This window comes from Aestuariivivens sediminicola (genome assembly GCF_022662015.1).
Classification (GTDB): domain Bacteria; phylum Bacteroidota; class Bacteroidia; order Flavobacteriales; family Flavobacteriaceae; genus Aestuariivivens; species Aestuariivivens sediminicola.
Window position 1 is genome coordinate 301726 of the sequence record NZ_JAKMCM010000001.1, and the last position, 23566, is coordinate 325291.

The window sequence follows — 23566 nt, forward strand, 5'->3', positions numbered from 1 at the left end:
AATACAAATTTAATATACAGTTATTATAATATTAACCTATAAATTTATTCTCAAATTTTCTCATTCGGCTTTCGGAATGAATTTTGTTTATATTTACCAAAAATCATCAGAATTAATGATTCTTAAATATGCCTTGTGTCTTATCCTGCTGTTCCCGTTGATCGTATTCCCTCAGGTGGAAGAAGTTGATCCACCGGATTATATTGGCACTGTGAATTTTAAAGGAAACACCCCTGAAAGCCAATTGCCAGTGCTGCGTTTAGGTGAATATCTGGTATTGGAATTTGACGCACTCAACGGCAACGAAGACGATTATTACTACAAGATAAAACACTACGATTTTGACTGGACGCCCTCTATTTTGGTTCAATCTGAATACATGGAAGGCTATGATAACCAGCGCATAAGAAATTACGAAAATTCATTTAACACTTACCAGATATACTCCCATTATAAACTTACCATCCCGAACAACCAAACTCGAAAACTAAAAGTCTCCGGCAACTATCTGATCAGTATTTACGATAGCTATGGTGATTTGGTATTCTCAAGAAAATTTATGATCTATGAGGATAAAGCTAATGTTGGGGTAACCTTAAAGCGCTCTAGAGATCTTGATTACATTGAGGAAAAGCAGAGGGTTGAACTGGTTATTTCGCCAATTAATATGCGACTTAATAACCCCAAGCAAACGGTAAAAACAGTAATCGTTCAAAATAACAATCTTAAAACTGCCATAACAGATCTGAGACCGCAATTTACTGTTGGCAACCAGCTCCTGTATAAATATGATTCGGAATCGAGTTTTTGGGGTGGCAATGAATTTTTATTTTTTGAAAATAAGGATGTCAGGGCAGCGAGTACAGGTGTTGAAGCCATTGATTTAAAAGAGATCTATCATAATTATCTATTCACCAATTTTGAAAGGGCATCGCGTCCCTACACCTATAACCCGGATATCAATGGCAATTATGTGATCCTTAATATGGACGCCGATAATCCTTCGATAGAGGCCGATTACGTTTGGGTGCATTTTTCATTGCTGCCCAATGAAAGCATGGAAGGACACGCGATACATGTTTATGGCAACTTCAATAATTATGCTATCAATGAAAGCACAAAACTGATCTACGACGAATACACCGATCGTTACCACTGTGCCCTATTGTTGAAACAAGGCTTCTACAACTACAAATATGTTGCAGTTGATAAGAGCGGCGCGCTAAATGAAGGCCTCATTAGTGGTAATTTTTATCAAACTGAAAACAATTATAAGGTTCTGGTTTATTACCGTGATTTGGGAGCGCGTTACGATAAAATTATAGGTTTGGGAGAGGGAAGTTCGGTTAACATCTCCAATTAACTGCATTTTAACGGTTTTTGTAATTTACTGAAGCTAAAATTTATTATTTTAGCCAACCTAAATGCATTGTTTATCAGTCATTAACATGGTTCAACAAGTTACTAAAGGCATAAAAATTTCGGTTGAAACAAACTATGAAGGGTCATTTTATAAAAATTATAAAATACAATTCGCCTTTGGTTATACCATAACCATTGAGAATCAGAGTAAAGATTCGGTGCAATTATTGGCGCGTCACTGGAATATATTAGATGCCTTGAATAATGTTGAAACTGTTAAAGGTGATGGCGTAATCGGCAGAAAACCTGTTTTAAAACCGGGCGAGTCGCATACCTATACCTCGGGCTGTTTATTAACCTCACCCTTTGGGGCCATGTTCGGACATTACAACATGGTTAACTTTACCACGACTAAAAAATTCAAGGTATCCATCCCAACTTTTAAATTAAGTGCACCCTTCGCCATTAACTGACGGGTAACGTTCGGGACTATGAGCTCCCATGACCCGGTTTTCCAAGTATCACTATACCAAGATTGAGCGTCCCTTTCTATCCTTTTAAGTTTTAATTTGCCAGGCAAGATGGCTCCGTTAACATTAGCTTAAAACGTATTTTCTATCGAATCGAAACACTTTTCCGTTTTGTTTGACATGGAAGAATTTACAATTAGAATAGTGTACGAATTCAAAATCTAAGCTGTAGTCAAAAGAATGATCACCTACAATAAAGGTATCCTGAACATCGATATTGCCATTAGGGGAAATGCGTTTAAAATCAAATTCCCTGTCATGCCCATTCTTGTGTAGCTCAAACCACGCTCCGGCAGCAATTCCAGAGAGCCATTGGGCCTTTACATGTAAGTTTTTTACGCTTTTAGGTTCCAGGGTCCCTACAAAATTAGGTTCATGGCTTTGTAATCTATCCAAAAAGCAGCGTATGTTTTCGCTGCTACGAGAACCTTGAAATTGCGAAATCACTCCAGTTTCGGAAACTTCATATACATAATTTTCGGTATCGGCCAGTACGACGTTACCAACCGTACTAGGCGTAAACCATTTCGATTTTTGTAGCTTTCTTTTAATGCCCATATCGGTGACTGAGGCAATCAAACTATCGGTAACGAAGCGCGCGCAATTACAGGCGTCCTTGATAAAAGCAGCATATCTTATGAAGTGTTTGTTTTGCATTTCGGTGATATGGTCTCGGGCTTTCTGGTAATTGACCGCACTGCACACGGAAGCGATTAGTTTTCCATCACCATGGGTGAATTTTGGATGCGTTGCCAAAAACTTTAAAATAGAATCAAGGTTTTTTATGACACCGTTTTCAATTTCTGCAGTTATCGGAAAATCCAATTCATTATCCGTATCCTTACCCCGAACCCTCCCTGTCGGTTCCGGAGTTATATAACGACCAAAATCATGATACTCCAGATGTCCGCTCGCCCTTTTAATCAGCACGAGGGCTGCATGTCCCGCTCTCACGTAATTTTTTTTGCCAATACCAAAATACCTGAGAAAAGGAGAAAACCATTCTTTAGATACCATGACAATCGTATCAGGGTAAGCCAGTGTTAAAATAATAGCATCATTGTTCATTAACTAATGTAGAAAGGGTGAATTCTTTTTGTGAAACTGACTGGTTTTGAAGATTTTCATAACGCATCGACACCTTCTCCTTTTGTTTTTCTATCTGGGTAATGCTGGTTGTTTTAACAATCTCTCTATCCATGATCACACCATAATCCTTGTTTCCATGTCCTGCCGTTTTATGAAAATCCAGTATTTTATGCGCATCTAATCCATGGGTGCTTCTGAATGCATCAAACCACGACAGACGTTCACGCTTCATTTTAGGTGTATATAGGGTTGTAGACGACCAAATTTTCGGTTGTAATGGCAACTCGGTAAAATGCTTCTGTTGCCCATCCCATATCAATTCAAAGAACTTTAAGTCCTCATTCCAGTCCACTAAAACCATGGTGAAGGGTTCAATATTGTAAAAATTATAGGTTTCTGTTTCGCTTTCTAAATCTTTAAAAAGCAGAAAGTCCATGGCCATAATGCCCCTACTCTTTCTGTAATCCGACCGTCTCATATGTGGTTCAATTCCTCCATTTAAAACACAAACGCTGCGATTCAATTCACTTACACCAATCCAGGTCCCTCCGGACAGCTCGTCCTTTGGAAAAAGTAAATTCGTATCGTTCATTCGATATAATGAAGGCGCCATAGAGGTCCTGCCAGGTGCTTCATCTCTATTTGAAGTCAGAATAAAATCACGTTTTCCTTTTGGAATTATGGTTACTGTGCACATAGGTTATTCAGTCTTGAAACCGTTTGGCAACTTACAAAAAATAAACAAATTTTAACGCGTATTTAGCACTTAGACCTCACCCTAATCATTTGAAAATTCGTAATTTTGCAGACCATTTAGTGATAAATCAATATTAAAAACCAAAAATTATGGGAAAAGGCTTTTTTAATGTGCCAATTGCAATGAATGAACCTGTTAAAAGTTATGCACCGGGCTCACCTGAGCGTGAAGCAGTTCTTGCTGCATATAAAGCAATGTTCAACAGTAAAGTTGATATTCCAATGTATATAAATGGTGAAGACGTTGTTACAGGAAACACGAGAACGATGTCTCCTCCCCATGACCATCAACACGTGGTTGGAACCTATCATGTAGCGGAGAAAAAGCATGTTGAAGATGCCATAGCCACGGCCCTGGAAGCGCGAAAAACATGGAGCCAGTTACCTTGGGAACAACGTGCCGGAATTTTCTTGAAGGCCGCCGAGTTAATCGCTGGTCCTTACCGCGCCAAAATCAATGCAGCAACCATGATTGCACAGTCAAAAACCATTCACCAGGCCGAGATCGATTCCGCATGTGAATTGATCGATTTCCTGCGGTTCAATGTACAATACATGACCGATATCTATGCGGAACAACCCGAAAGCACCAATGACGCTTGGAACCGCGTGGAATACAGACCACTTGAAGGATTTACCTATGCGGTTACACCGTTTAACTTTACGGCTATTGCCGGGAACTTGCCGTCCTGCATGGCCCTGATGGGGAATGTGGTGGTATGGAAGCCGAGTGACAGTCAAATTTACTCGGCCAAGGTCATCATGGATGTCTTTAAGGAAGCAGGAGTTCCTGCAGGTGTCATCAACGTGGTCTTTGGCGATCCCGTAATGATCACTGAAACGGTGTTATCCAGTCCCGATTTCTCAGGCTTGCATTTTACCGGTTCCACCTTTGTCTTTAAAGAATTGTGGAAACAGATAGGTAACAATATACACCACTATAAAACCTACCCGCGAATAGTAGGTGAAACCGGAGGAAAAGATTTTATCATCGCCCACAAAACGGCAAACCCGAAGCAGGTTGCTACCGCCATTGTTAGAGGTGCATTTGAGTTCCAGGGGCAGAAGTGCAGTGCGGCCTCAAGAGCCTACATCCCAAAAAGTTTATGGGATCAGGTTAAAAAGTATGTCCTGGAGGATATAGACTCGTTTAAAATGGGGTCTCCCGAAGATATGGGCAACTTTATTACGGCTGTTATACATGAAGGGTCCTTTGACAAATTGGCAAAGTATATCGATCAAGCTAAAGCGGATGCAGATGCCGAGATTATTGCTGGTGGTGGCTACGATAAAAGCAAGGGCTATTTTATCGAACCTACAGTAATTGTGACGACAAATCCGAAATACACCACGATGTGTACTGAGCTGTTTGGACCGGTAATAACCGTTTATGTTTATGAAGACGAGGACTATTCAGAAACCTTGAAATTAGTTGACAACACGAGTGAGTATGCCTTAACAGGTGCTGTTCTGGCAACTGACAGACATGCCATTTCGGAAGCAACAACGGCTTTACAGAACAGTGCGGGTAATTTTTACATCAACGACAAACCCACCGGAGCCGTGGTTGGTCAGCAGCCATTTGGAGGGGCCAGAGCTTCCGGCACCAATGATAAAGCCGGTAGTGCACAAAACCTGTTGCGTTGGGTGTCACCACGACTGATTAAGGAAACCTTTGTGACGCCAACTGATTATCGTTATCCGTTTTTAGGGGAGTAGCAAGTGAACGATGGACACGGAGTCAACGGCAATAAAATGAGATATTGATGAAGTTTCATTCACCTGTATCGTATATACCGATCGATGATTAAGGCATTTTCCAATGATAAGCAACCTTCATTTCTTTTGTCCTTATGACGTCATAATTTTATAAGCAGGGACCATAAAAATTGTCCTGTGAATTTTTCAAATTGTCCTGTGAATTTTTGAAATTCACAGGACAATTTTGTTGTAACATGCCTACAAAATGGCAAAGGCATAGGCAATACCCAATGACAATACAGGCACAATTTAATATGCTCCCGGTCACCACCCTTAGGAAGATTTAGACGCATTCCTGTAAACTGTATGTTTAGTAGGGACTATAGTTCTTGTTATCTTCATGCAACAGGCCGTCTCATACGGTTTAACTACACGATTTTTATCGCACTAACTTCTCATAGAACTACAACATCGCCTAACATAGGATAAGTTACTTTACTTTAATTAAAGCATTCTGCAATTGAGTCGGCTTTACTACATGATATCATTTTTTTACTTCCCTATTGTAGGAAACTATAGTTTTACAGACTGGTCCACGCGAAAAGCAATTAATTCTTTCCGCTTGTACATATTCTAAAAAATAATCCTACCTTTATTTTTCAAAAAAAAACGGCATGTTTTTTGTGTACTACACTGCAATGAAAAAGCTATTCATCTCCTTATTCATCATAGCACCCCTGCTTTCAATTGGCCAAGCGAATAAGGTCTATCGCCAGGCACTTCGAGCTACCGATTTAAATGAGAAAATTGAATTACTCGATCAGGTCATAGCAATGGAACCAAAAAACCTGGATGCTTATTTTTACAGAGGTCTGGCAAAGAATGATCTGGGGGATTTTCAGGGTGCTATTGTCGATTACTCGAAAATCATTCTTATTGAACCTGATGCCGACACCTACTTCAACAGGGGTAATTCAAGATATAATATGGAAGATTTCGAAGGCGCCAAGTTAGATTATGAAAAAGCCTATGAACTCGATAACAGCTTTATTGATGCCTTATACAGTTTGGCCTGTACGAAGTACGATTTAGGTGAATACGAGAGTGCGATTACAGATTTCAATAAAATAACCAAAGCTATTCCGGACCTACAGATCGCCTATACGCTTCGTGCATCGGCCTATGCTGCATTGGAAAACTACAAAGAAGCCTTAAAGGATTATTCCACTGCCATATTGATAAACCCGGATTCTGATGCCTTTTTTAATCGCGGGGTTTTATTTCTGGATATCAATTACTTTCAAAAGGCAAAGACCGATTTAATTTTAGCCATTCGACGGAATCCGGACAATTCCTTCCTCTATTTCTACCGCGGTGCTGCCAATTTATTTTTAGGAAAATTTGAGGAGGCCCTTCAAGATTTTTCAGTCGCCTTAAAATATGATGCCCAGGATTTCGATGCCCTGTTAGGTGTAGCCATGACTTACTTAAAAATGAACGATTCAGACAAGGCATCTACCTATTTCAGTAAGGTGAAGTCTATCACAGGATTTAATGCCAACCAAGAGCCCTTGGAACAGTTTTCGAAAACGTACTGGTACTCCAAACACTATTTCTATTTTAAAAGTGAGATTGCGGAATTAATGAAACTGTAATCATTCAAGGACAATCTTCCGTCTAACGGTGCCCTTATCGGTTTTCACATGCAATATATAAATGCCTTTATTGGCAAATATGGCACTGGATTCACTTTCTGATCCTGTGTGCTTTACCGATCCGACTTTCCTACCATCCAAATTGTACAATTCTAAAGTCTCAATCGTATAATCAGGCGTTACTTTCTTAACATGAAGCCATCCGTCCTGAACCTTATAGGCCATCTCCATTCCAAACGTATGTTCTTTTTTGTTTATCCGCTTTCCCCGAGCACGAAATACCAGAGAAAATCGCTCATCATAAGTGCCTGCTTCTAAAAACACCTTAAAAGGGGCATCGTTGATCCTATAGGACGCTTTGGCAACATGGTCATAGATATAAATTTCAAAATTCGGATCTAAATTCTCTGTACCTTTTATTCCTACAGCTATTTCCCCTTCCTTTCTTACAGTTATTCCTATTGGAAAATCCTTGTCGGTTTCAAAGCCCGAAACTCCTTGAATGACAAATGGACTATTTTCAAGAATCCAATACATATCATCCGGGTTGACATCAATCATAGGTGCGTCATATCCTAAGTTGAACCCATCTGTGGCATGTGTATCAACTCCTATTAACAGTTCTCGTCTGAATTGCGAAGGAAAACTACATTCCAGTCGGATCCTGGAGCGTTTATCGTCCGGTCTTGATGCCGTTTCGACTTTCTGTTTTTTATTCGTTCCTTTAAAAAACAATGAGCCCTCATTGATGCCGGTAACCCCTTCGGTTTCATATACGCGCTGGCTATTTTTAAAGGTTATTGTTCCGCCGTCTACTGTGGTTGTACTCCCACTGACACCGGAGGGTAATACTGTACTGACAAAGAACCCCTGATTTACCGGTATATACCTTTCCGGTACTTTTCCACCTCCCACCAAAGGCGTTGAATTATCAATTCGATCATCGGTAGAATAGGCCTCTGTGCCCCCCATTAAGGTGTAAGTTGCATATCCCCCAACATAATCCGATAAATAATGCGAATCGGTATCACCAAAGTGATGCCAGAAATATAACACCCCATTAAACACATTGACTGTATTTCTACCGGTCTCGCCATTTATGGTATCGGTAGATTTGATATGATCCAGAATGAATTCGTTGGCATCTATTGCTGATGGGTAAGGATTCCCTATTAAGCGTTGCACATCACCTGATGACTTATCTAATTGTAAAGCGATATCTCCATTATTGGGTACGCCCTTAAAAACATAATTTTGAAGCGTGCTTATATCTATGGATCCGGATGTGCCCTTCATGGTAAAACCTTCTCCGGGCAGCAAAGCCGAGGTTTCCGTAATTTTTGTCCAGGCATTGTAATCATCGGCTGCACCATAGAACTTGTATAGCCAGCGTGTACTAATGGTTACCGGTGAGGAGGGTGTTTCAGCGTCGGCAGCCGTTGTAGAGGAATCAAAATTAATGCTTTGGTAAGTGGCTGATGTGGTGCCATCATTCAAAATTCCAGAGATCGTATAATTCGTGTTTACATATTCTTCACCTGTTCCCCTTGTTGATGAACTACCGGATATAGGTCCTACCGAGGACGACCAGTAATTGTAATTGTAACTGTTTGCTGTACCCTGTTGATCCCGCTCTAAATAACCCCCACTGTCGGCATCAACTATACTGCCTTCACTTTGTATAAGCTGGGATTCGCCAACAAGATCAATAACCCCATCCAATTCCAAATAGTGGGAAATGGTTAAGGATTGCCCTGAATTCGTTTCATCCTGTGCTTCATTCGGATCGGCTATGGTTATGGTTCCCGACGTATTGACCAATCCAAGTAACGCTATGTTTCTGTCTCCTGAAGTAATGTCATGTGAGGTCTCGACTATATTCCAGTCAATGTAGGTTTCCCCGTCCAAGCTCAAGGCATTGGGCAACATAATTTCTGAACCATTCATCCACGTACTTTCGGAATCCCATGCGCCATCGGATGCCGATTGATAAGGTAATGGTGTTGTTTGTGAGGCAACAACCAATTTATCCTTTGTAAGGTATTTAATTCTTAAGAAATTGTTGTTATCGGAAAATCCTTCGGCCGTTGAACCACAAAACGAGTTGAAATTATAGTAGGCCTTTAACTTGCTCCATTCAATTGAAGCTACTTCATTACTTACCGCAGCCTGAGGCAATATGGTACCGTTAACATAATCTGTTCCACTCAAATCAACAGTTTCAATTTCCTGATTCATGAGATACCTTACCTGTTGCTCTGTAAGGGCTTGATCCCAAACATAAATTTCGTCTATGCGTCCGAGAAATGGATTTTGAATGGTGTTCTTATCAATATACAAGGCCCCTAATGAAAATTGGTTATAATTAGGGGATGGTGCCACAACATTTTGTTCAGATTTATCCAGGACACCATCGACATAAATAAATATAGTTCCACTGTTGTAGACAAATGTAAGTTGATGCCATTTATTGTCAGTTAAGGCCATTGACGAGGTAAATCTTGGTGTCACGGCATCATCCATCATAACTTCTATCTGATGTGCACTATTCAATCGTAATTGCAATTTATCTCCTTTGGACATGATGGTCCGGGTGGTCATCTGACTCGCATCGGCTTTGACCCACGCCGAAATCGTAAAGGCATTTATATTGAGGTTGAGATTGGATTCACCAACCATATAATCGTCGGAACCTATCATTACGGAATGATTTTCCTGAAGTTTAGGCGCTTTCCCGAAAGTAAAGTATAAGGTACCATCAAAATCGTACCAGGTCTGCAGATTTCCATTGCCATCAGATTTTAATGGAATGACATCGATAATATGATTGTTGGCAAAATTGGCATTATCAGCCACAATTAAGGCATATTCCTCATCGGCGCCCAATGTAAAACTGCTGAATGCCGCTGAAGGTATGGAAACATATACATTTTCCACATCACCGGATATATCTTCAACGGTTTCGACGATCTTCCAAACTCTGTCAATCCTCGTCAGGCTTGTTGTTATGCCCGTTGCCACAGTAACTGTATTAGTACTTGTACCACTGTAGGCTCCATTATTACTACCCCAAACCAAAAAGTCGCCATCTTTATTGAATTCGTTCACGTTGGAACTATTGGTTGAAAATAGTCCATTCAATCCTATGGTAACTTCATTGGTGGTGTTCAGGGTCTTGGATTGTTTTTGGTTGAGATCTGAGATGGAATCCCTTCCAATTCCTGCAACATGATAGTTAAATCCTGTATTGGCTGACACATCCCAAACTGAGGTGCCAAAAGAATTGATGTAATCTTTTTGAGCTTCGTTAGAACTCCCTAGGGTAATCCCATATTTTATGGCCAAATACGATTCTATCTTCTGTCTATCTGCATCCGGTACGCGCTCGGCGAAGGTGAATATTTCAGCGACGCGACCATTTAAACTTCCGGCCACATCATAATTTTTACCAATCCAGTATGGGGTACCCAAAGTAACATCAGGTTCCGGAATGGTATCGATAGAACCGACATTTTCAAAGGCCACATCGCTCACTGAAGACGTGGTTAAGATACTGGAGTTATAGAGTATCTCCTGACCCGTTGGAGTAGTGTCGGAATTATTCCTAATATTTATAATTCCGGCCGTAGCGTAAGAACTGCTTATTTCAGCTTCACCATTAAAACTTCCGCCTCCAGGTACATCCTGCTGATAGGATAAGGTTTCATCCGTAAATTCAGAAGAATAATCTCCAAAACCAACACCGGTCATATCGCCGGCATTGCCTGAATCTGTTCCGGCAAAGATGGTGTTTCTGGAAGATGCACTTGTCATGGCAGTATCCGGAACCATGACAATAAAAATATCCTGGCTGTAAAAGCCGTTGGAACTGTTGTACATGAATTGTTCGTTACTTCCACCATCGTTCTCAAATTGCAGTACTGGATTAAAGTTTATATTGTTACTCGCATCGTCTATGTAGGTTGGTTCTTTTCCGGAATCCGCACTGGCATCCTTGCTATTGGTACCGACATCGGCCCAATTGGATACCTTGGAACTCCCATCTTTTGTTATCCCTCTTGAGGCCTTCAACCATAATCTGAAATCGGCCGTTATACCCCCTGGACCAGGGATATTAAAATCGAACATCTCTGCACTTACATCAAAGGTAAACGTCGTATTATCGGAATTTGAAATACTAATGGTAGAGGTTAGCGTTCCTGTTGTTTGAGGATCTGTTATCGGAGCAGTGAATGTAATGATGAAAATAATATAGGATCCGGGATTGATACTTTGTGTTAAGGCGGTCGGTGTATAATCAGGGAGCAATACATAGGGTGCCACAGTAAAATCGCTTAAGGAACTGGTAATGGAGGTGACGTCTAAGGGACAACTCCCTGTACTGGCTACAATAAAGTTTCGAGTAACGGAGGCCCCTTCTTCGACCACACCAAAATAGGTGCCATTGGTTGCCGAAGTTACGGTTGAACCATGAGAAATATCGGCGAAAGGGGATCCTCCCAGGACGTTTATTTCCGGCGATCCCTCTAAGGTAAACTCAAAGGTAAAATCGCCATTATTACCGTTGAGGGCAATGGTTACCAAGGTGCTATTGGCACAACCCCCATTCACATTGGTTATGGTAAAATCGGTATATTTATCGCCATTACTACAGGCCTCCGGTTTAATGTTCTTGGGCAGATTTTCGTGACTCAAGGCAAAGCCGGTGGACGGATCCAAAGTAATATCCTGCACCTTTAAATTGGCACATTTCCCACCACCTGTAATCACATTTCTAATTCTAAAAGACAGGGCATTACCGGCCGTAATGCTTATTATATCGTACTCATATACACGCTGACCTCCTATAATCTCAACTTGTATATCGCCTTGTGAATTTCCATTAAAGTAAAAGATACAACAGATGAGGGCCGTTACAAATACCTTTACCTTTAAATTTGAGAGTGCATTCATAAATTTGTTACCAATAGCGTTTACTGGCCCAAAAATAGAATCTTTATTGATTTATTTACGATAAAGTGTACAAAATATCCGTTTAAATGCAATTTTTTTACCGTTTATCGATAAATAAACGTAAATACTTACATTATTTGTAGGTAATTCTAAACATTATGCCGCCAAAATAGCAAAACTATCAGAAAAAATACACAAAAAACGTCTTTATCCCGCTCAATAAAGCAACGCATGTCGTGTATCTCATGAATTATGCGATCAATTTTAATGGGTATACCTCAAAGGGAGGTGCACCACTTTCTTGGTTACAAAAAAATCTTCCTTGAAATAATCCTTCAAATTATATATTTGTGCGGATTGAAAATTCTGAAGTTCTGTACTCAGATCGCCGCCTTTCAAGTAGAGTATCCCGTTTTTTAAATCGTGCTTCTGTTGTTTTGCGATTTTACCTTCTACCCAATGCACGAAAGTCGGCATAACGGCCACCGCCCGACTCACAATAAAATCGTAATGTCCCTCTACGTTTTCCACCCGATCATGGCTCGTTCTGACATTTGTTAAGCCCAAACCGGCAACAACTTCATCAACGACCTTAATTTTTTTTCCAATACTGTCCACCAAGTGAAAGGAGGATTCCGGAAACATAATGGCCAAAGGTACTCCTGGAAAACCACCCCCGGTACCGACATCTAAAATTCGACTCCCGGGCCTAAATTGCACCACTTTGGCTATGCCCAACGCATGTAACACATGTCTTAAATATAACTCCTCTATATCCTTGCGAGACACAACATTAATTTTTAGATTCCAATCTTTATAGAGCGCTTCAAGACCTCGAAACTTATGAATCTGATCAGTTGTCAACTCCGGGAAATAGTTAAGAATAAGGTCCATCTTTGTTAAATTTTGAACAAAAATATAGTTTTTATATACATTTTTTTGCGTTAAAACGTTATTAGTTACATTCGTTTATAACTATATTTGCCTCAAAATTGGAGTCAATTAACACATTGTTAAATTCCATAAAAAATTAATAGCATGTTGAATAAGTCCCTTTCATTTTCTCGTAAAGATTCTGCAAATTTCTTCAGAACATTAAACAAGCGTGTCAACACCTATTTTAAAGAGAATGAAATTAAAAGAACCGGGAACTGGAAACTATGGGTAAAAACCATAGTGATGTTTTCTCTTTTTTTAACACCTTACTTCTTAATTCTGACCCTGGATATTCCGGGTTGGTTGCAATTGTTGTTAACCATAGTCATGGGAATTGGAATGGCCGGAGTGGGAATGAATGTAATGCACGATGGAAACCACGGCTCCTATTCCAACAAGGAATGGATTAACCGTCTTATGGGAAGCAGCATCTATATATTAGCCGGGAACGTTTACAATTGGAAAGTTCAGCATAACGTGCTTCATCATACCTATACCAATATCCATGGCCACGACGAAGATTTAGACGCCGGTCGAATATTGCGATTTACGGAGCATTCGGAATGGAAGTGGTATCATAAGTTCCAACATTACTACTCGGTATTGCTCTATGGGCTGCTCACTATAAATTGGGCTATTACTACGGACTGGACCCAAATGAAGCGTTACATGAAGCGTAAATTATCTTATGGAAAATTCCCTGATCCAGTTTGGAATTGGAGCAAATTAGTAATTTCCAAAGTGATTTATGTGGGCATTTGGATAGTGATACCCATGTTGTTTTTAGACATTGCCTGGTGGAAAATATTGTTAGGTTTCTTTGTGATGCACTACACTGCAGGATTAATATTAAGTGTTGTTTTTCAACTCGCCCATGTTATGGAGGATGCCGAAATGCCTAAACCGGAAAAAGATGGCACCATGAAAAACACCTGGGCTGTTCATCAACTTAAAACCACGGTTAATTTCAGTACCAAAAACAAAATTGTGAATTGGTTTACCGGTGGCTTGAATCATCAGGTGGAACACCATATTTTCCCCCACATCAGTCATATTCATTATACTAAGATTTCGAAGATCGTTAAAGAAACAGCCAAAGAATTCAATTTACCATACAACGAATACAAATCCACACGTAAAGCCATTATTGCCCATTTTAAACATTTAAAGGAGATGGGCGTGAAACCGGCCTTACACGTTTAACTATTACTTATTAAAAATACATGCAATTATTATCTGATAGAGTTTTAAATATGTCTACATCGGCTACGCTAGCTATGGCCGCGAAGGCGAGGGAATTAAGAGGCGAAGGTAGAGATATTATTGGATTAAGTCTTGGCGAACCGGACTTTAACACCCCGGATTTCATTAAAGACGCAGCCATTCAGGCGATCCATGATAACTATAACTCCTATTCTCCTGTGGATGGTTATGCCGATTTAAAGCAAGCCATCATTACCAAATTTAAAAGGGATAATAATCTAGATTACACCCCCTCTCAAATTGTTGTGTCTACAGGCGCCAAACAATGTCTGGCCAATATAGCCGGTGTGATGTTGAACAAGGAGGATGAAGTTATTTTACCATGTCCGTATTGGGTAAGTTATTCTGATATCGTCAAACTTAATGAAGGTGTTCCTGTGGAAGTACAGACGACGATCGATACAGATTTTAAGATGACTCCTGAACAGCTTGAAAATGCGATTACCCCAAAAACCAAGATGATTTGGTATAGCTCGCCCTGTAATCCGAGTGGTTCGGTTTATAGTAAAGAAGAACTCAGGGCCCTGGCCGATGTTTTGGTAAAATACCCCGATATCTATGTGGTGTCTGATGAAATTTACGAGCACATCAATTACATTGGCGGTCATGCGAGTATGGCTGGGTTCGAAGACATGTACGATAGAACCATAACTGTAAATGGTGTTTCCAAAGCCTTTGCAATGACTGGTTGGCGTATTGGTTTTATTGGAGCTCCCGAAAAAATTGCAAGAGCCTGTAATAAATTACAAGGTCAAATTACCAGTGGTGCCAATTGCATTGCACAGCGTGCTGTAATAACTGCTTTAAATGAACCTCCCTCGAGAGTCCAATATATGATCGATGAATTTAAAGAACGTCGGGATTTGGTATTGGAATTATTAAACGGAATTGAAGGTTTTAAGACCAACATTCCTGATGGTGCATTTTATGTTTTCCCGAATGTGTCCTACTATTTTGGAAAAACCTTGCATGGTACACCTATCAATAATGCGACCGATTTTTCTCTTTACCTGTTGGAAGAGGCTTTGGTGGCCACTGTAACGGGTGATGCCTTTGGTAACCCGGATTGTATTCGGATATCGTATGCAGCCTCCAAAGCGCAAATTATAGAAGCCATAAAGCGGATTAAGAACGCCGTTAGCTAAAGAAATAAAGGTTTAAAACTTTAAGGCCTGTTGGGTTGTCGCGAATAATTTTGTTGTAATAAAGTGGCACACTAACAGGTCTTTTTTTTACAGAAATACGATTTTAATTCAAGGTATGGGCTAAAAACACCTTATCGGTTTCTCCAGAAGAAAGGGGTAAATAAGATCAGTACCGTAAACAATTCCAACCGGCCTATTAACATCAAGAAAGAACACCACCATTTTCCAATTACAGGCATGGCAGAAAAATTATTAACCGGACCAAAATCGCCTAAAGCCGGACCCACATTCCCCAAACTCGAAGCTGCTGCTCCTATAGAGGACTGAAAGTCCAAACCCAACATGGAAAAGCCCAACGATCCTACGATAAAGCTCAGCATATACAGAATAAAAAATGCCAGAATATTAAATACAATATCCCCGGAAATAGCCCTTTTATTATATCTTACCGGAACGATCGCACTTGGATGTAATGTGCGTTTGAATTCTAAGAATCCATTTTTAATCATGAGTAAATGTCTCACCACCTTAACGCCGCCCGCAGTACTGCCGGAGGATCCACCCAAAAACATTAATCCAAAGAAAAATACCACCAAAAACGGTGTCCACATGGTGTAGTCCGCAGAGACAAAACCTGTTGTGGTTACTATGGCTACGACCTGAAACAAACCATGCCTAAAGGCACTTTCGGCTTCACCCCAAACCATGGGGTGTGCTACTGTTGACCTTGTAGGGTCCGCAAATAGGTAAATCGTCAATGCCGCCACAACTGTAAATACAGCAACAAACCAAAAATAGAGTTTAAATTCTTCATCCCTCAGTATCTTTTGGATTCTTCCTTTAAAGGCAAAATAGCTCAAAACGAAGTTCATCCCTGCCAGGAACATAAAGAGGATAACAATATATTGAATGACAGGCTGTCCGTTATAAAAGGCCAAACTTGCATTTTTTGTAGAAAATCCACCGGTAGAAAGTGTTGCCATTGAATGGTTTATGGCATCAAAAAAAGGCATTCCGGCCACGCTTAACAAGAAGGTTTCTATTGCGGTAAAACTAAAATAAATCAACCATAAGCGTTTAGCCGTATCGGTAATTCGAGGATGCAACTTATCAGCACTTGGACCCGGAGCCTCGGCAGCAAATAATTCCATCCCTCCAATACCTAACAACGGCAATATCGCTATGGCCAAAACAATTATACCCATACCACCAATCCAATGTGTCAGACTTCGCCAGAACAGCACGCCATGGGGAACAGCTTCGATATTGTTTAAAATGGATGCGCCGGTTGTCGTATAGCCTGACATGGTCTCGAAAAAGGCATTTGTAAAACTGGGTATCGTCCCCGAAAGGAAATACGGCAGGGTTCCTGAAAGTGCCATTATGATCCAACCGAATGACACCACGATATACCCCTCGCGTTTGTTCATTTCTTTCTTATGATCCAATGAGGAGAGCATAAAAATGGCACCGATCACAAGGACAGACAGGCCGGACATAAGCAACCTAAAGGTAACACCATCCTGGTAAATGAAACTAACCAAGGTTGAGATTAGCATGAATCCGCCATTGAATAATAATAACAGACCAAAAAAATGAATGATTATTTTTAGATTAAGTTTCACTGAACTAATTTCTTAGGCTAAAAGAAAAAGCTTTCCACTTTTTTAATAGACTCAGGTAAACAACACACCACAACTCTGTCTTTTGCCTGAATCTTAAAATCGCCAAGAGCAAGCATACCCTGTCCATTTCGTATAACCCCACCTATAATGGCTGATAATGGAAAATTCAATTCTTTAATTATCTTATTGCAAATTTTAGAGTTCGCATTCACCACAAACTCAAGTAACTCCGCATCCATACTGCTTAATTTGGTCATGGCTACCACATTACCCTTTCTTATATATCTAAAAATACTGTTTGCAGCTAGGAGCTTTTTATTTATCAATGTATCGATCCCTATTGAATGAGAAAGCTCAAAATAATCAATATTCTCAACAAGGGCTATGGTTTTCTTTACACCTTTATTTTTAGCCATGAGACTTGAGATGATATTGGTTTCAGAATTTCCAGTAACTGCGATAAAAGCATCCATTTCTTCAATATTCTCTTCCTCCAGGAGTTCTACATTTCTTCCATCTGCATTAATGATTAAGGTATTAGGTAAGCGATCAGCAAGTTCGAAGGCGCGTTCTTTATTATTTTCGATAACTTTAATGTTAAACCTGCCATTTGAAAGACTTTTTGCAGTTTTCCTGCCAATGCGACCCCCACCCAGAATCATCACATTTCTGATTTCAGTCTTAAATAAGCCTGCTAACCGGCACAGCTCATCATCCCCCCCTTTAGAGGTAATAAACACGACATGATCACCTTCTAGAAATAATGTATCTCCGCGCGGTATGGTTGTGAGATGGGAGCCATAGCGCTGAATAGCTATGGGAACAAAGTGCAAATTAGGAATTAATTTGGCCGCATCCTTAACCGATTTTCCAACAATCTGAGCATTTTTGGTAAGGTTTAATCCCAACATGGTTAGTGCGCCATCTTCAAATTCATAGGTATCATTGAATACGGATTGGTTTAAAAGTAATTCTATTTCCTTTGCTGCTAATTGTTCCGGTGAAATTAACTCGTCTATTCCAAATTTTGTGAAACCGACCTCGTCTTTGAAATCGATAAATTCGGTATTTGATATACGTGCAATCGTTTTATTGGCACCCAACTGCTTGGCCAATACACAAGCAGTTATATTGGTAGTTTGTGACGATGTTACCGCAATGAACAATTCGGCTGAGGACACCCGTGCTTCATTCAACAATCGTATGGACGTCGCATCGCCATTTAAAACCTTGATATCTAAATGTGTTTCGGCATAAACAAGATTATGTTTATTCGGATCGATTAAGGTAATTTCCTGAGATTCGTAGGATAGTAATTTTGCCAAATGAAACCCAACTTCTCCAGCTCCAGCAATAATTATTTTCATAATGTATTTCTTATTGTTCTTTGACGGTCATGATATTCCTGCTTCAGGGCAGTTTCATAGAATAACCTGGCTAATAAGAAAAACAAAGATATACATTTTAACCTTACGCAATTATTCGTTGTCAAGTTTCTTAATGCCCTGCAATAGTTTATATTTGTCAAAAAAAAATAAGTTTGACCAATATCAAGCCATACAAAGACAGCGTTCTCGGGAAAAAAGAACAGGTGAAAAAAATGTTCGATAATATTTCCGGTGATTATGATGGTTTGAATCGTGTCATCTCTTTTGGAACTGATGTAAAATGGCGCAATAAAGTCGTTAATCTTCTTAAACGAAACCATCCGGAGACCATTTTGGACATCGCCACGGGAACCGGAGACCTGGCCATTAACTTGGCAGAAACCGGAGCAGAAAAAATTATTGGTCTCGATATCAGCAGCGGCATGCTTGAAATAGGAAAGACAAAAATACAACGCAAGCACCTGGAGTCGAAAATAGAGATGGTTCTCGGTGATTCTGAGAACATCCCATTCGAAAATAATACCTTCGATGCCATTACCGTGGCCTTTGGTATTCGAAATTTTGAATCTCTTGAGCAAGGGTTGAAGGAAATTCTTCGCGTATTGAAACCAGGCGGTTCGTTTGTTATTTTAGAAACATCAATCCCTAAAAAAACCCCTTTCAAGCAAGGCTATTTTTTATATACGAAAAACATCTTGCCCTTGATTGGGCGTATTTTTTCAAAGGATAAGAGTGCCTATAAGTATTTATCTGAGTCGGCATCGAATTTCCCATATGGCGAGGATTTAAACAATATTTTACGTAAAATCGGGTTTATTAATGTTACAGATTTTCCGCAAACCTTTGGGGTGGCGACCATCTATACATCATCTAAACAGTAATATGAGACTATTTTTTATTGTTATAAGCTTCTTTTTTGTTTCATTTCAAGTTCAGGGGCAGTTATTTACCAAAAAAAAGGTGACGTACGATGCCAACCAAGGCAGACGATCTACAGATAATGACTTTCTAAGATGGGGGTATTTTCTCGGTTTTAACAGCTATGATTTTAATTTTGATTACAACGAGGACCTTCGGGATATTTATGTAAAAAGAAGTCCGGGATTCAGCGTTGGTCTTATTGGTAATTTAAGGGTCAATAATTTTATCGATCTGAGATTAGAACCCGGTTTAATAATTACCACAAGGGAATTGCACTACAGCACGAGTTATTTTAATGGTACATCTTATAACAACTCGGATTTGATGCGCGAGGTGAAATCGACTTACATCCATATTCCATTCCTGGTTAAGTTTTCAACTAAACGCATTAATAACTTTAAACCATTTGTTGTTGGGGGTGTCTCTACAGCCCTGAATCTTTCCAGTAATGAGAATAACCCAAATGACAACAGTAACGGCCAATTCAGATCTAAAAAAAATACCTTGTTTTACGAAATGGGGTTTGGAATAGATTTCTATCTGTACAATTTTAAATTTACACCTTCCATCCGAGGTGTTTTTGGAATCAATGATGAGTTAGTACGGGATAATGACCCCAACAGTCCATGGACCAGCAACATCACCAGCATGAAAACAAGAGGTCTGTTTGTTAATTTCACCTTTCAGTAAGGCCGCTTAAACGAATCACCGAAGCACAATACCTCAACCTTATTCTCATAAGATAATCATATTATCAATTCGTACATCATTTTATAGCAGCGTTTGATTTTATTGTCTTCTCCTGAATTCACTCAGTAAGACAGCTGCTGCCGTGGCCACGTTTAAACTTTCTGTTTTTTGAACCGAACCAAACTGAGGAATTGCAATCTTTTTAGATAGCAACCCTTCAATCTTTTTCGAAATTCCGTTGGATTCGTTACCCATTACCAAAATACCGGATAACGGAAGTTCAGTCTTATACACATTTTCGCCATCCATAAATGCACCAAACACCGGTTGCTGTCTCGCACTTAAAAATACCTCCAAATTCGTATAGTTAATATTTACACGAGACAAAGAACCCATTGTCGCCTGTACCACTTTAGGGTTGTAACAGTCTACCGTTCCGGGACTACAAACCAAATCGCTTACGCCAAACCAATCACAGAGTCTGATAATGGTACCCATATTCCCCGGATCTCTTATGTCATCCAAGACAACAATTAAACCTGAATCCCTCACGTCTTGCATTTTGGGTATTTTAAAAATGGCCACTGCGCTGTTGGGTGATTTCAAAAGGCTAATACGTCTTAATTCAGATTCCGAAATGATTATTTCATCTATAAAATTATCAGGATTGGCATCACTATTGAAGGTCTGTGTCGTATATAAGGCGTAAAGCTCCAAATGGGACATTAATAGTTCGCGGATAAGTTTAATACCCTCAACTAAAAAAAGACCATGTTGTATTCGGTATTTTTTTTGCTTTAAACTGGAGATTAATTTAATTTGATTTTTTGAAAGCATTGGTCCTTTTATTTATCATATAAAGAAAATGAAAATTTATGTGTCCTGATAATTGTACACTGAGATTATTTGTAAACAATTGAAATAATGTATTTTTGAATACATAAAGTCCGAAACGATATTTTTAATTTAAAGCATCCCTTAACTCATATCATAATCTATTTATTTGAAACTTCAATTATTCAAAATATCAATCACGATAGTTGTTTTCGCATTAATTAGCTCTTGTGATGCCGTAAAAAGAGTTTCCGAAAGCGATTATTTACTTACGGACAATACAGTTGTCATCAATGATAAAAAGGATAATTCTGAAACCATAGCGAATTTAATCTCTCAAAAGCCTAACAGAAAAATACTGGGTATCCCATTGCGGTTACATCTATACAATACCGCTCGCCCGAATATTGATTCCATTTTGCAAGTTAAAGTTTATGATAATGCCGAAAAAATGGCCTGGAAGACCAAGGTGTTGTCAAGAAAACAACTGGAAAAAGATATTGCAACAAGAAAGGGTTTTAATTCATGGCTTAAACGCACCGGTGAGGCCCCGGTCATATGGGAAGAAGAGAAAACAAGAAAATCGGTTACAAGACTTGAAAATTACCATATTAATAATGGGTGGTTCGACGTGACGGCCTCATATATTGCCAAACCGACTGACGACAAACGTATTGAGATTCAATATGAGGTGAATACAGGTCCGGCATTCATCATTGATTCCATTGCCAAAAAAATTGAGTCCCCTCTGGTAGAGTTACTTTATGAAGCAACCCAGAAAGATGCCTTAGTAAAAACAGGAGCGCAATACCGGACTGTTGATTTTGAACAAGAGCGGAACAGAATTTCCACAGAACTTCGCAATAGGGGACTGTTTCGTTTTGGTCAGGAGCATGTCTCTTTTGAGATCGATACCATTGGCACGAACAAGAAGGTCAATGTAGGGGTGCTAATTAGTAACCAGATCATAACCAATCCGGATACCACCATTACCAAACCTTTTAAAATTTTTAAAGTCGACAAAGTGAACATATATACGGATGACACCTTTGCGACCAGAGATCTACCCTATCAGAATACACTAACCTATAATGGTTACAATTTATATAGCCATGGTAAAATGCGCTATCGTCCTAAAGCCATTACGGATGCCGTCTTTATTGCTCCAAAAACCATATTCAGGGATATCGATCGCACAAGATCCTATCGCTATTTAAATGAATTACGCACCTTCAAGTATCCTGAAATTAAATACGTAGCAGAAACCGACTCAAGCTTGATTGCCAATGTTTATTTAACCCCTCTAAAAAAGTTCAGTTTAGGTTTTAGTGCCGAAGTTTCGCAGAGTAATATTCAGTCGGTTGGTTTAGCCCTAAATCCGAGCCTGCAGATCCGGAATATTTTTAGAGGTGCCGAGACCTTTGAAATTTCTGCCATTACCTCTGTTGGTGCATCGAAAGACAAAAATAATATTGATGATCCCTTTTTTGACATTAATGAATACGGTATTGACCTTAGACTACGTATCCCGAGATTATTTTCTCCTTTCAATACCGACAAAATAATTCCTAAATACATGTCGCCAAGTACCCGAATTAGTTTGTCTACAACAAGCCAGACGAATATTGGACTTGATAGACAAACGTTCACCGGTAACTTCAACTATAATTGGTCGCCATCAAATAAAATAACGAATAATCTCGACCTGTTTAATGTGCAGTATGTTAGAAATCTGAATGTTGAAAATTACTTTCGCGTCTATGAAAGCTCGTACAACTCATTGAATAATATTGCCAAAGAGATTGACTACATCCCGTCAGATTCCGACCTAAGTATTCCTAAAGACACGTATAAATTTTTAAATTATGCCCTTGCCGATCCAACGCCTAATGAGATAAACAGCGACCAACTGTCAACCTTAACGAGTATTAACGAACGTAAAAACAGACTTACAGAAAATAACCTCATATTTTCTACAAGTTTTGGATTAACCCGAGATGTACGAACGAATCTTTTCGATGAGGATTTTTCAATATTTAGGTTTAGACTGGAACTTGCTGGCAATATGTTATCTAACGCCTCTAAATTATTAGGCTTAGAAAAAGATGAAAATGACCGTTACGAAATATTTAATGTCGCGTTTTCGCAATATGTGAAAACAGAATTTGATTATATTAAGCATTGGGACTTAGGGAAAAAAAATGTCTTGGCCATGAGAACCTATGCGGGTATAGCCATCCCTTACGGAAATTCTACCAATATTCCTTTCTCAAAAAGTTTTTTTGCCGGCGGAGCGAATGACAACCGGGCATGGACCGCTTATAGCTTAGGTCCGGGAAGTTCTGAATCCCGTAATGAGTTCAATGAAGCCAACTTTAAACTGGCACTTGGCATTGAGCAGCGATTTAACCTATTTGAAAACTTAAATGCCGCAATTTTTATTGACGCCGGCAACATCTGGAACGTACTTGACGATGTTGAAGATGATAAAGCCACATTTACCAGTCTGGACGCTTTAAAAGATATAGCCATAGGATCTGGTTTTGGACTGAGATATGACTTTAGCTTTTTTGTTTTTAGATTCGATATCGGTTTTAAAACCTATGATCCCTCCTACACTGAGTTGAATAGATGGTTTAGGGATTATAACTTTAGTAATGCCGTTTATAACATAGGTATTAACTATCCTTTCTAATCTGTAACCGGCTATTCACATAC

The 23566-nt window shown here is 39.5% G+C and carries 16 protein-coding genes; 9 read left to right on the plus strand and 7 right to left on the minus strand.

What is annotated here, in order from left to right; translation table 11 throughout:
• Window positions 1-115 precede the first annotated feature (115 nt).
• Both MR041_RS01340 and apaG read left to right on the plus strand, forming a co-directional pair.
• Entirely contained in the window at window positions 116-1363 is a 1248-nt protein-coding gene (locus MR041_RS01340; protein WP_242091781.1) for a type IX secretion system plug protein, read from the plus strand.
• Between the two features lie 85 nt (window positions 1364-1448).
• Entirely contained in the window at window positions 1449-1835 is a 387-nt protein-coding gene (gene apaG / locus MR041_RS01345) for a Co2+/Mg2+ efflux protein ApaG (RefSeq protein WP_242091782.1), read from the plus strand.
• Between the two features lie 123 nt (window positions 1836-1958).
• Here the strand turns inward: apaG and MR041_RS01350 are convergent, their stop codons facing one another.
• Both MR041_RS01350 and MR041_RS01355 read right to left on the minus strand, forming a co-directional pair.
• Window positions 1959-2960 carry a DUF6695 family protein gene (locus MR041_RS01350; protein ID WP_242091783.1) on the minus strand — a complete coding sequence of 334 codons (1002 nt, stop codon included), beginning with the start codon at window positions 2958-2960 and terminating at the stop codon, window positions 1959-1961.
• Entirely contained in the window at window positions 2950-3678 is a 729-nt protein-coding gene (locus tag MR041_RS01355) for an NRDE family protein (RefSeq protein WP_242091784.1), read from the minus strand. The genes MR041_RS01350 and MR041_RS01355 overlap by 11 nt, the downstream gene beginning before the upstream one ends.
• A gap of 149 nt (window positions 3679-3827) precedes the next feature.
• Here MR041_RS01355 and pruA point away from each other — a divergent pair, with 149 nt between their 5' ends.
• Window positions 3828-5456: an L-glutamate gamma-semialdehyde dehydrogenase gene (pruA, locus tag MR041_RS01360; RefSeq protein WP_242091785.1), complete on the plus strand. Its 1629-nt coding sequence runs from the start codon at window positions 3828-3830 to the stop codon at window positions 5454-5456.
• 680 nt (window positions 5457-6136) lie between these two features.
• Window positions 6137-7093, plus strand: coding sequence for a tetratricopeptide repeat protein (locus tag MR041_RS01365; RefSeq protein ID WP_242091786.1), 957 nt, complete (start codon window positions 6137-6139; stop codon window positions 7091-7093).
• Here the strand turns inward: MR041_RS01365 and MR041_RS01370 are convergent, their stop codons facing one another.
• Window positions 7094-12046 (minus strand): DUF8202 domain-containing protein, encoded by a 4953-nt coding sequence (locus MR041_RS01370; protein WP_242091787.1) that lies wholly within the window; start codon window positions 12044-12046, stop codon window positions 7094-7096. It lies immediately after the preceding gene.
• Window positions 12047-12310: 264 nt separating this feature from the next.
• Window positions 12311-12940 carry a 16S rRNA (guanine(527)-N(7))-methyltransferase RsmG gene (rsmG, locus tag MR041_RS01375; RefSeq protein ID WP_242091788.1) on the minus strand — a complete coding sequence of 210 codons (630 nt, stop codon included), beginning with the start codon at window positions 12938-12940 and terminating at the stop codon, window positions 12311-12313.
• A gap of 144 nt (window positions 12941-13084) precedes the next feature.
• On the opposite strand from rsmG, the gene MR041_RS01380 reads away from it, so the two are divergent.
• Window positions 13085-14185: a fatty acid desaturase family protein gene (locus MR041_RS01380; protein ID WP_242091789.1), complete on the plus strand. Its 1101-nt coding sequence runs from the start codon at window positions 13085-13087 to the stop codon at window positions 14183-14185.
• 20 nt (window positions 14186-14205) lie between these two features.
• Entirely contained in the window at window positions 14206-15390 is a 1185-nt protein-coding gene (locus MR041_RS01385) for a pyridoxal phosphate-dependent aminotransferase (RefSeq protein ID WP_242091790.1), read from the plus strand.
• Between the two features lie 131 nt (window positions 15391-15521).
• Here MR041_RS01385 and MR041_RS01390 read toward each other — a convergent pair whose 3' ends face one another.
• Both MR041_RS01390 and trkA read right to left on the minus strand, forming a co-directional pair.
• A complete protein-coding gene (locus MR041_RS01390; RefSeq protein ID WP_242091791.1) occupies window positions 15522-16949 on the minus strand; it encodes a TrkH family potassium uptake protein in 1428 nt (475 codons plus the stop codon).
• Between the two features lie 83 nt (window positions 16950-17032).
• Window positions 17033-18382 carry a Trk system potassium transporter TrkA gene (trkA, locus tag MR041_RS01395; RefSeq protein ID WP_242091792.1) on the minus strand — a complete coding sequence of 450 codons (1350 nt, stop codon included), beginning with the start codon at window positions 18380-18382 and terminating at the stop codon, window positions 17033-17035.
• A 173-nt stretch (window positions 18383-18555) separates the two neighbouring features.
• On the opposite strand from trkA, the gene ubiE reads away from it, so the two are divergent.
• Together ubiE and porT are read left to right on the plus strand one after the other, a co-directional pair.
• Entirely contained in the window at window positions 18556-19284 is a 729-nt protein-coding gene (gene ubiE, locus MR041_RS01400; RefSeq protein ID WP_242091793.1) for a bifunctional demethylmenaquinone methyltransferase/2-methoxy-6-polyprenyl-1,4-benzoquinol methylase UbiE, read from the plus strand.
• Window position 19285: 1 nt separating this feature from the next.
• Window positions 19286-20014: a type IX secretion/gliding motility protein PorT/SprT gene (porT, locus tag MR041_RS01405; protein WP_242091794.1), complete on the plus strand. Its 729-nt coding sequence runs from the start codon at window positions 19286-19288 to the stop codon at window positions 20012-20014.
• A gap of 99 nt (window positions 20015-20113) precedes the next feature.
• On the opposite strand, the gene MR041_RS01410 is transcribed toward porT, so the two are convergent.
• A complete protein-coding gene (locus tag MR041_RS01410) occupies window positions 20114-20851 on the minus strand; it encodes a TrmH family RNA methyltransferase (protein ID WP_242091795.1) in 738 nt (245 codons plus the stop codon).
• A 166-nt stretch (window positions 20852-21017) separates the two neighbouring features.
• Here MR041_RS01410 and tamL point away from each other — a divergent pair, with 166 nt between their 5' ends.
• On the plus strand, window positions 21018-23543 hold the full coding sequence (tamL, locus tag MR041_RS01415) for a translocation and assembly module lipoprotein TamL (RefSeq protein ID WP_242091796.1): 2526 nt from the start codon (window positions 21018-21020) through the stop codon (window positions 23541-23543).
• Window positions 23544-23566 lie beyond the last annotated feature (23 nt).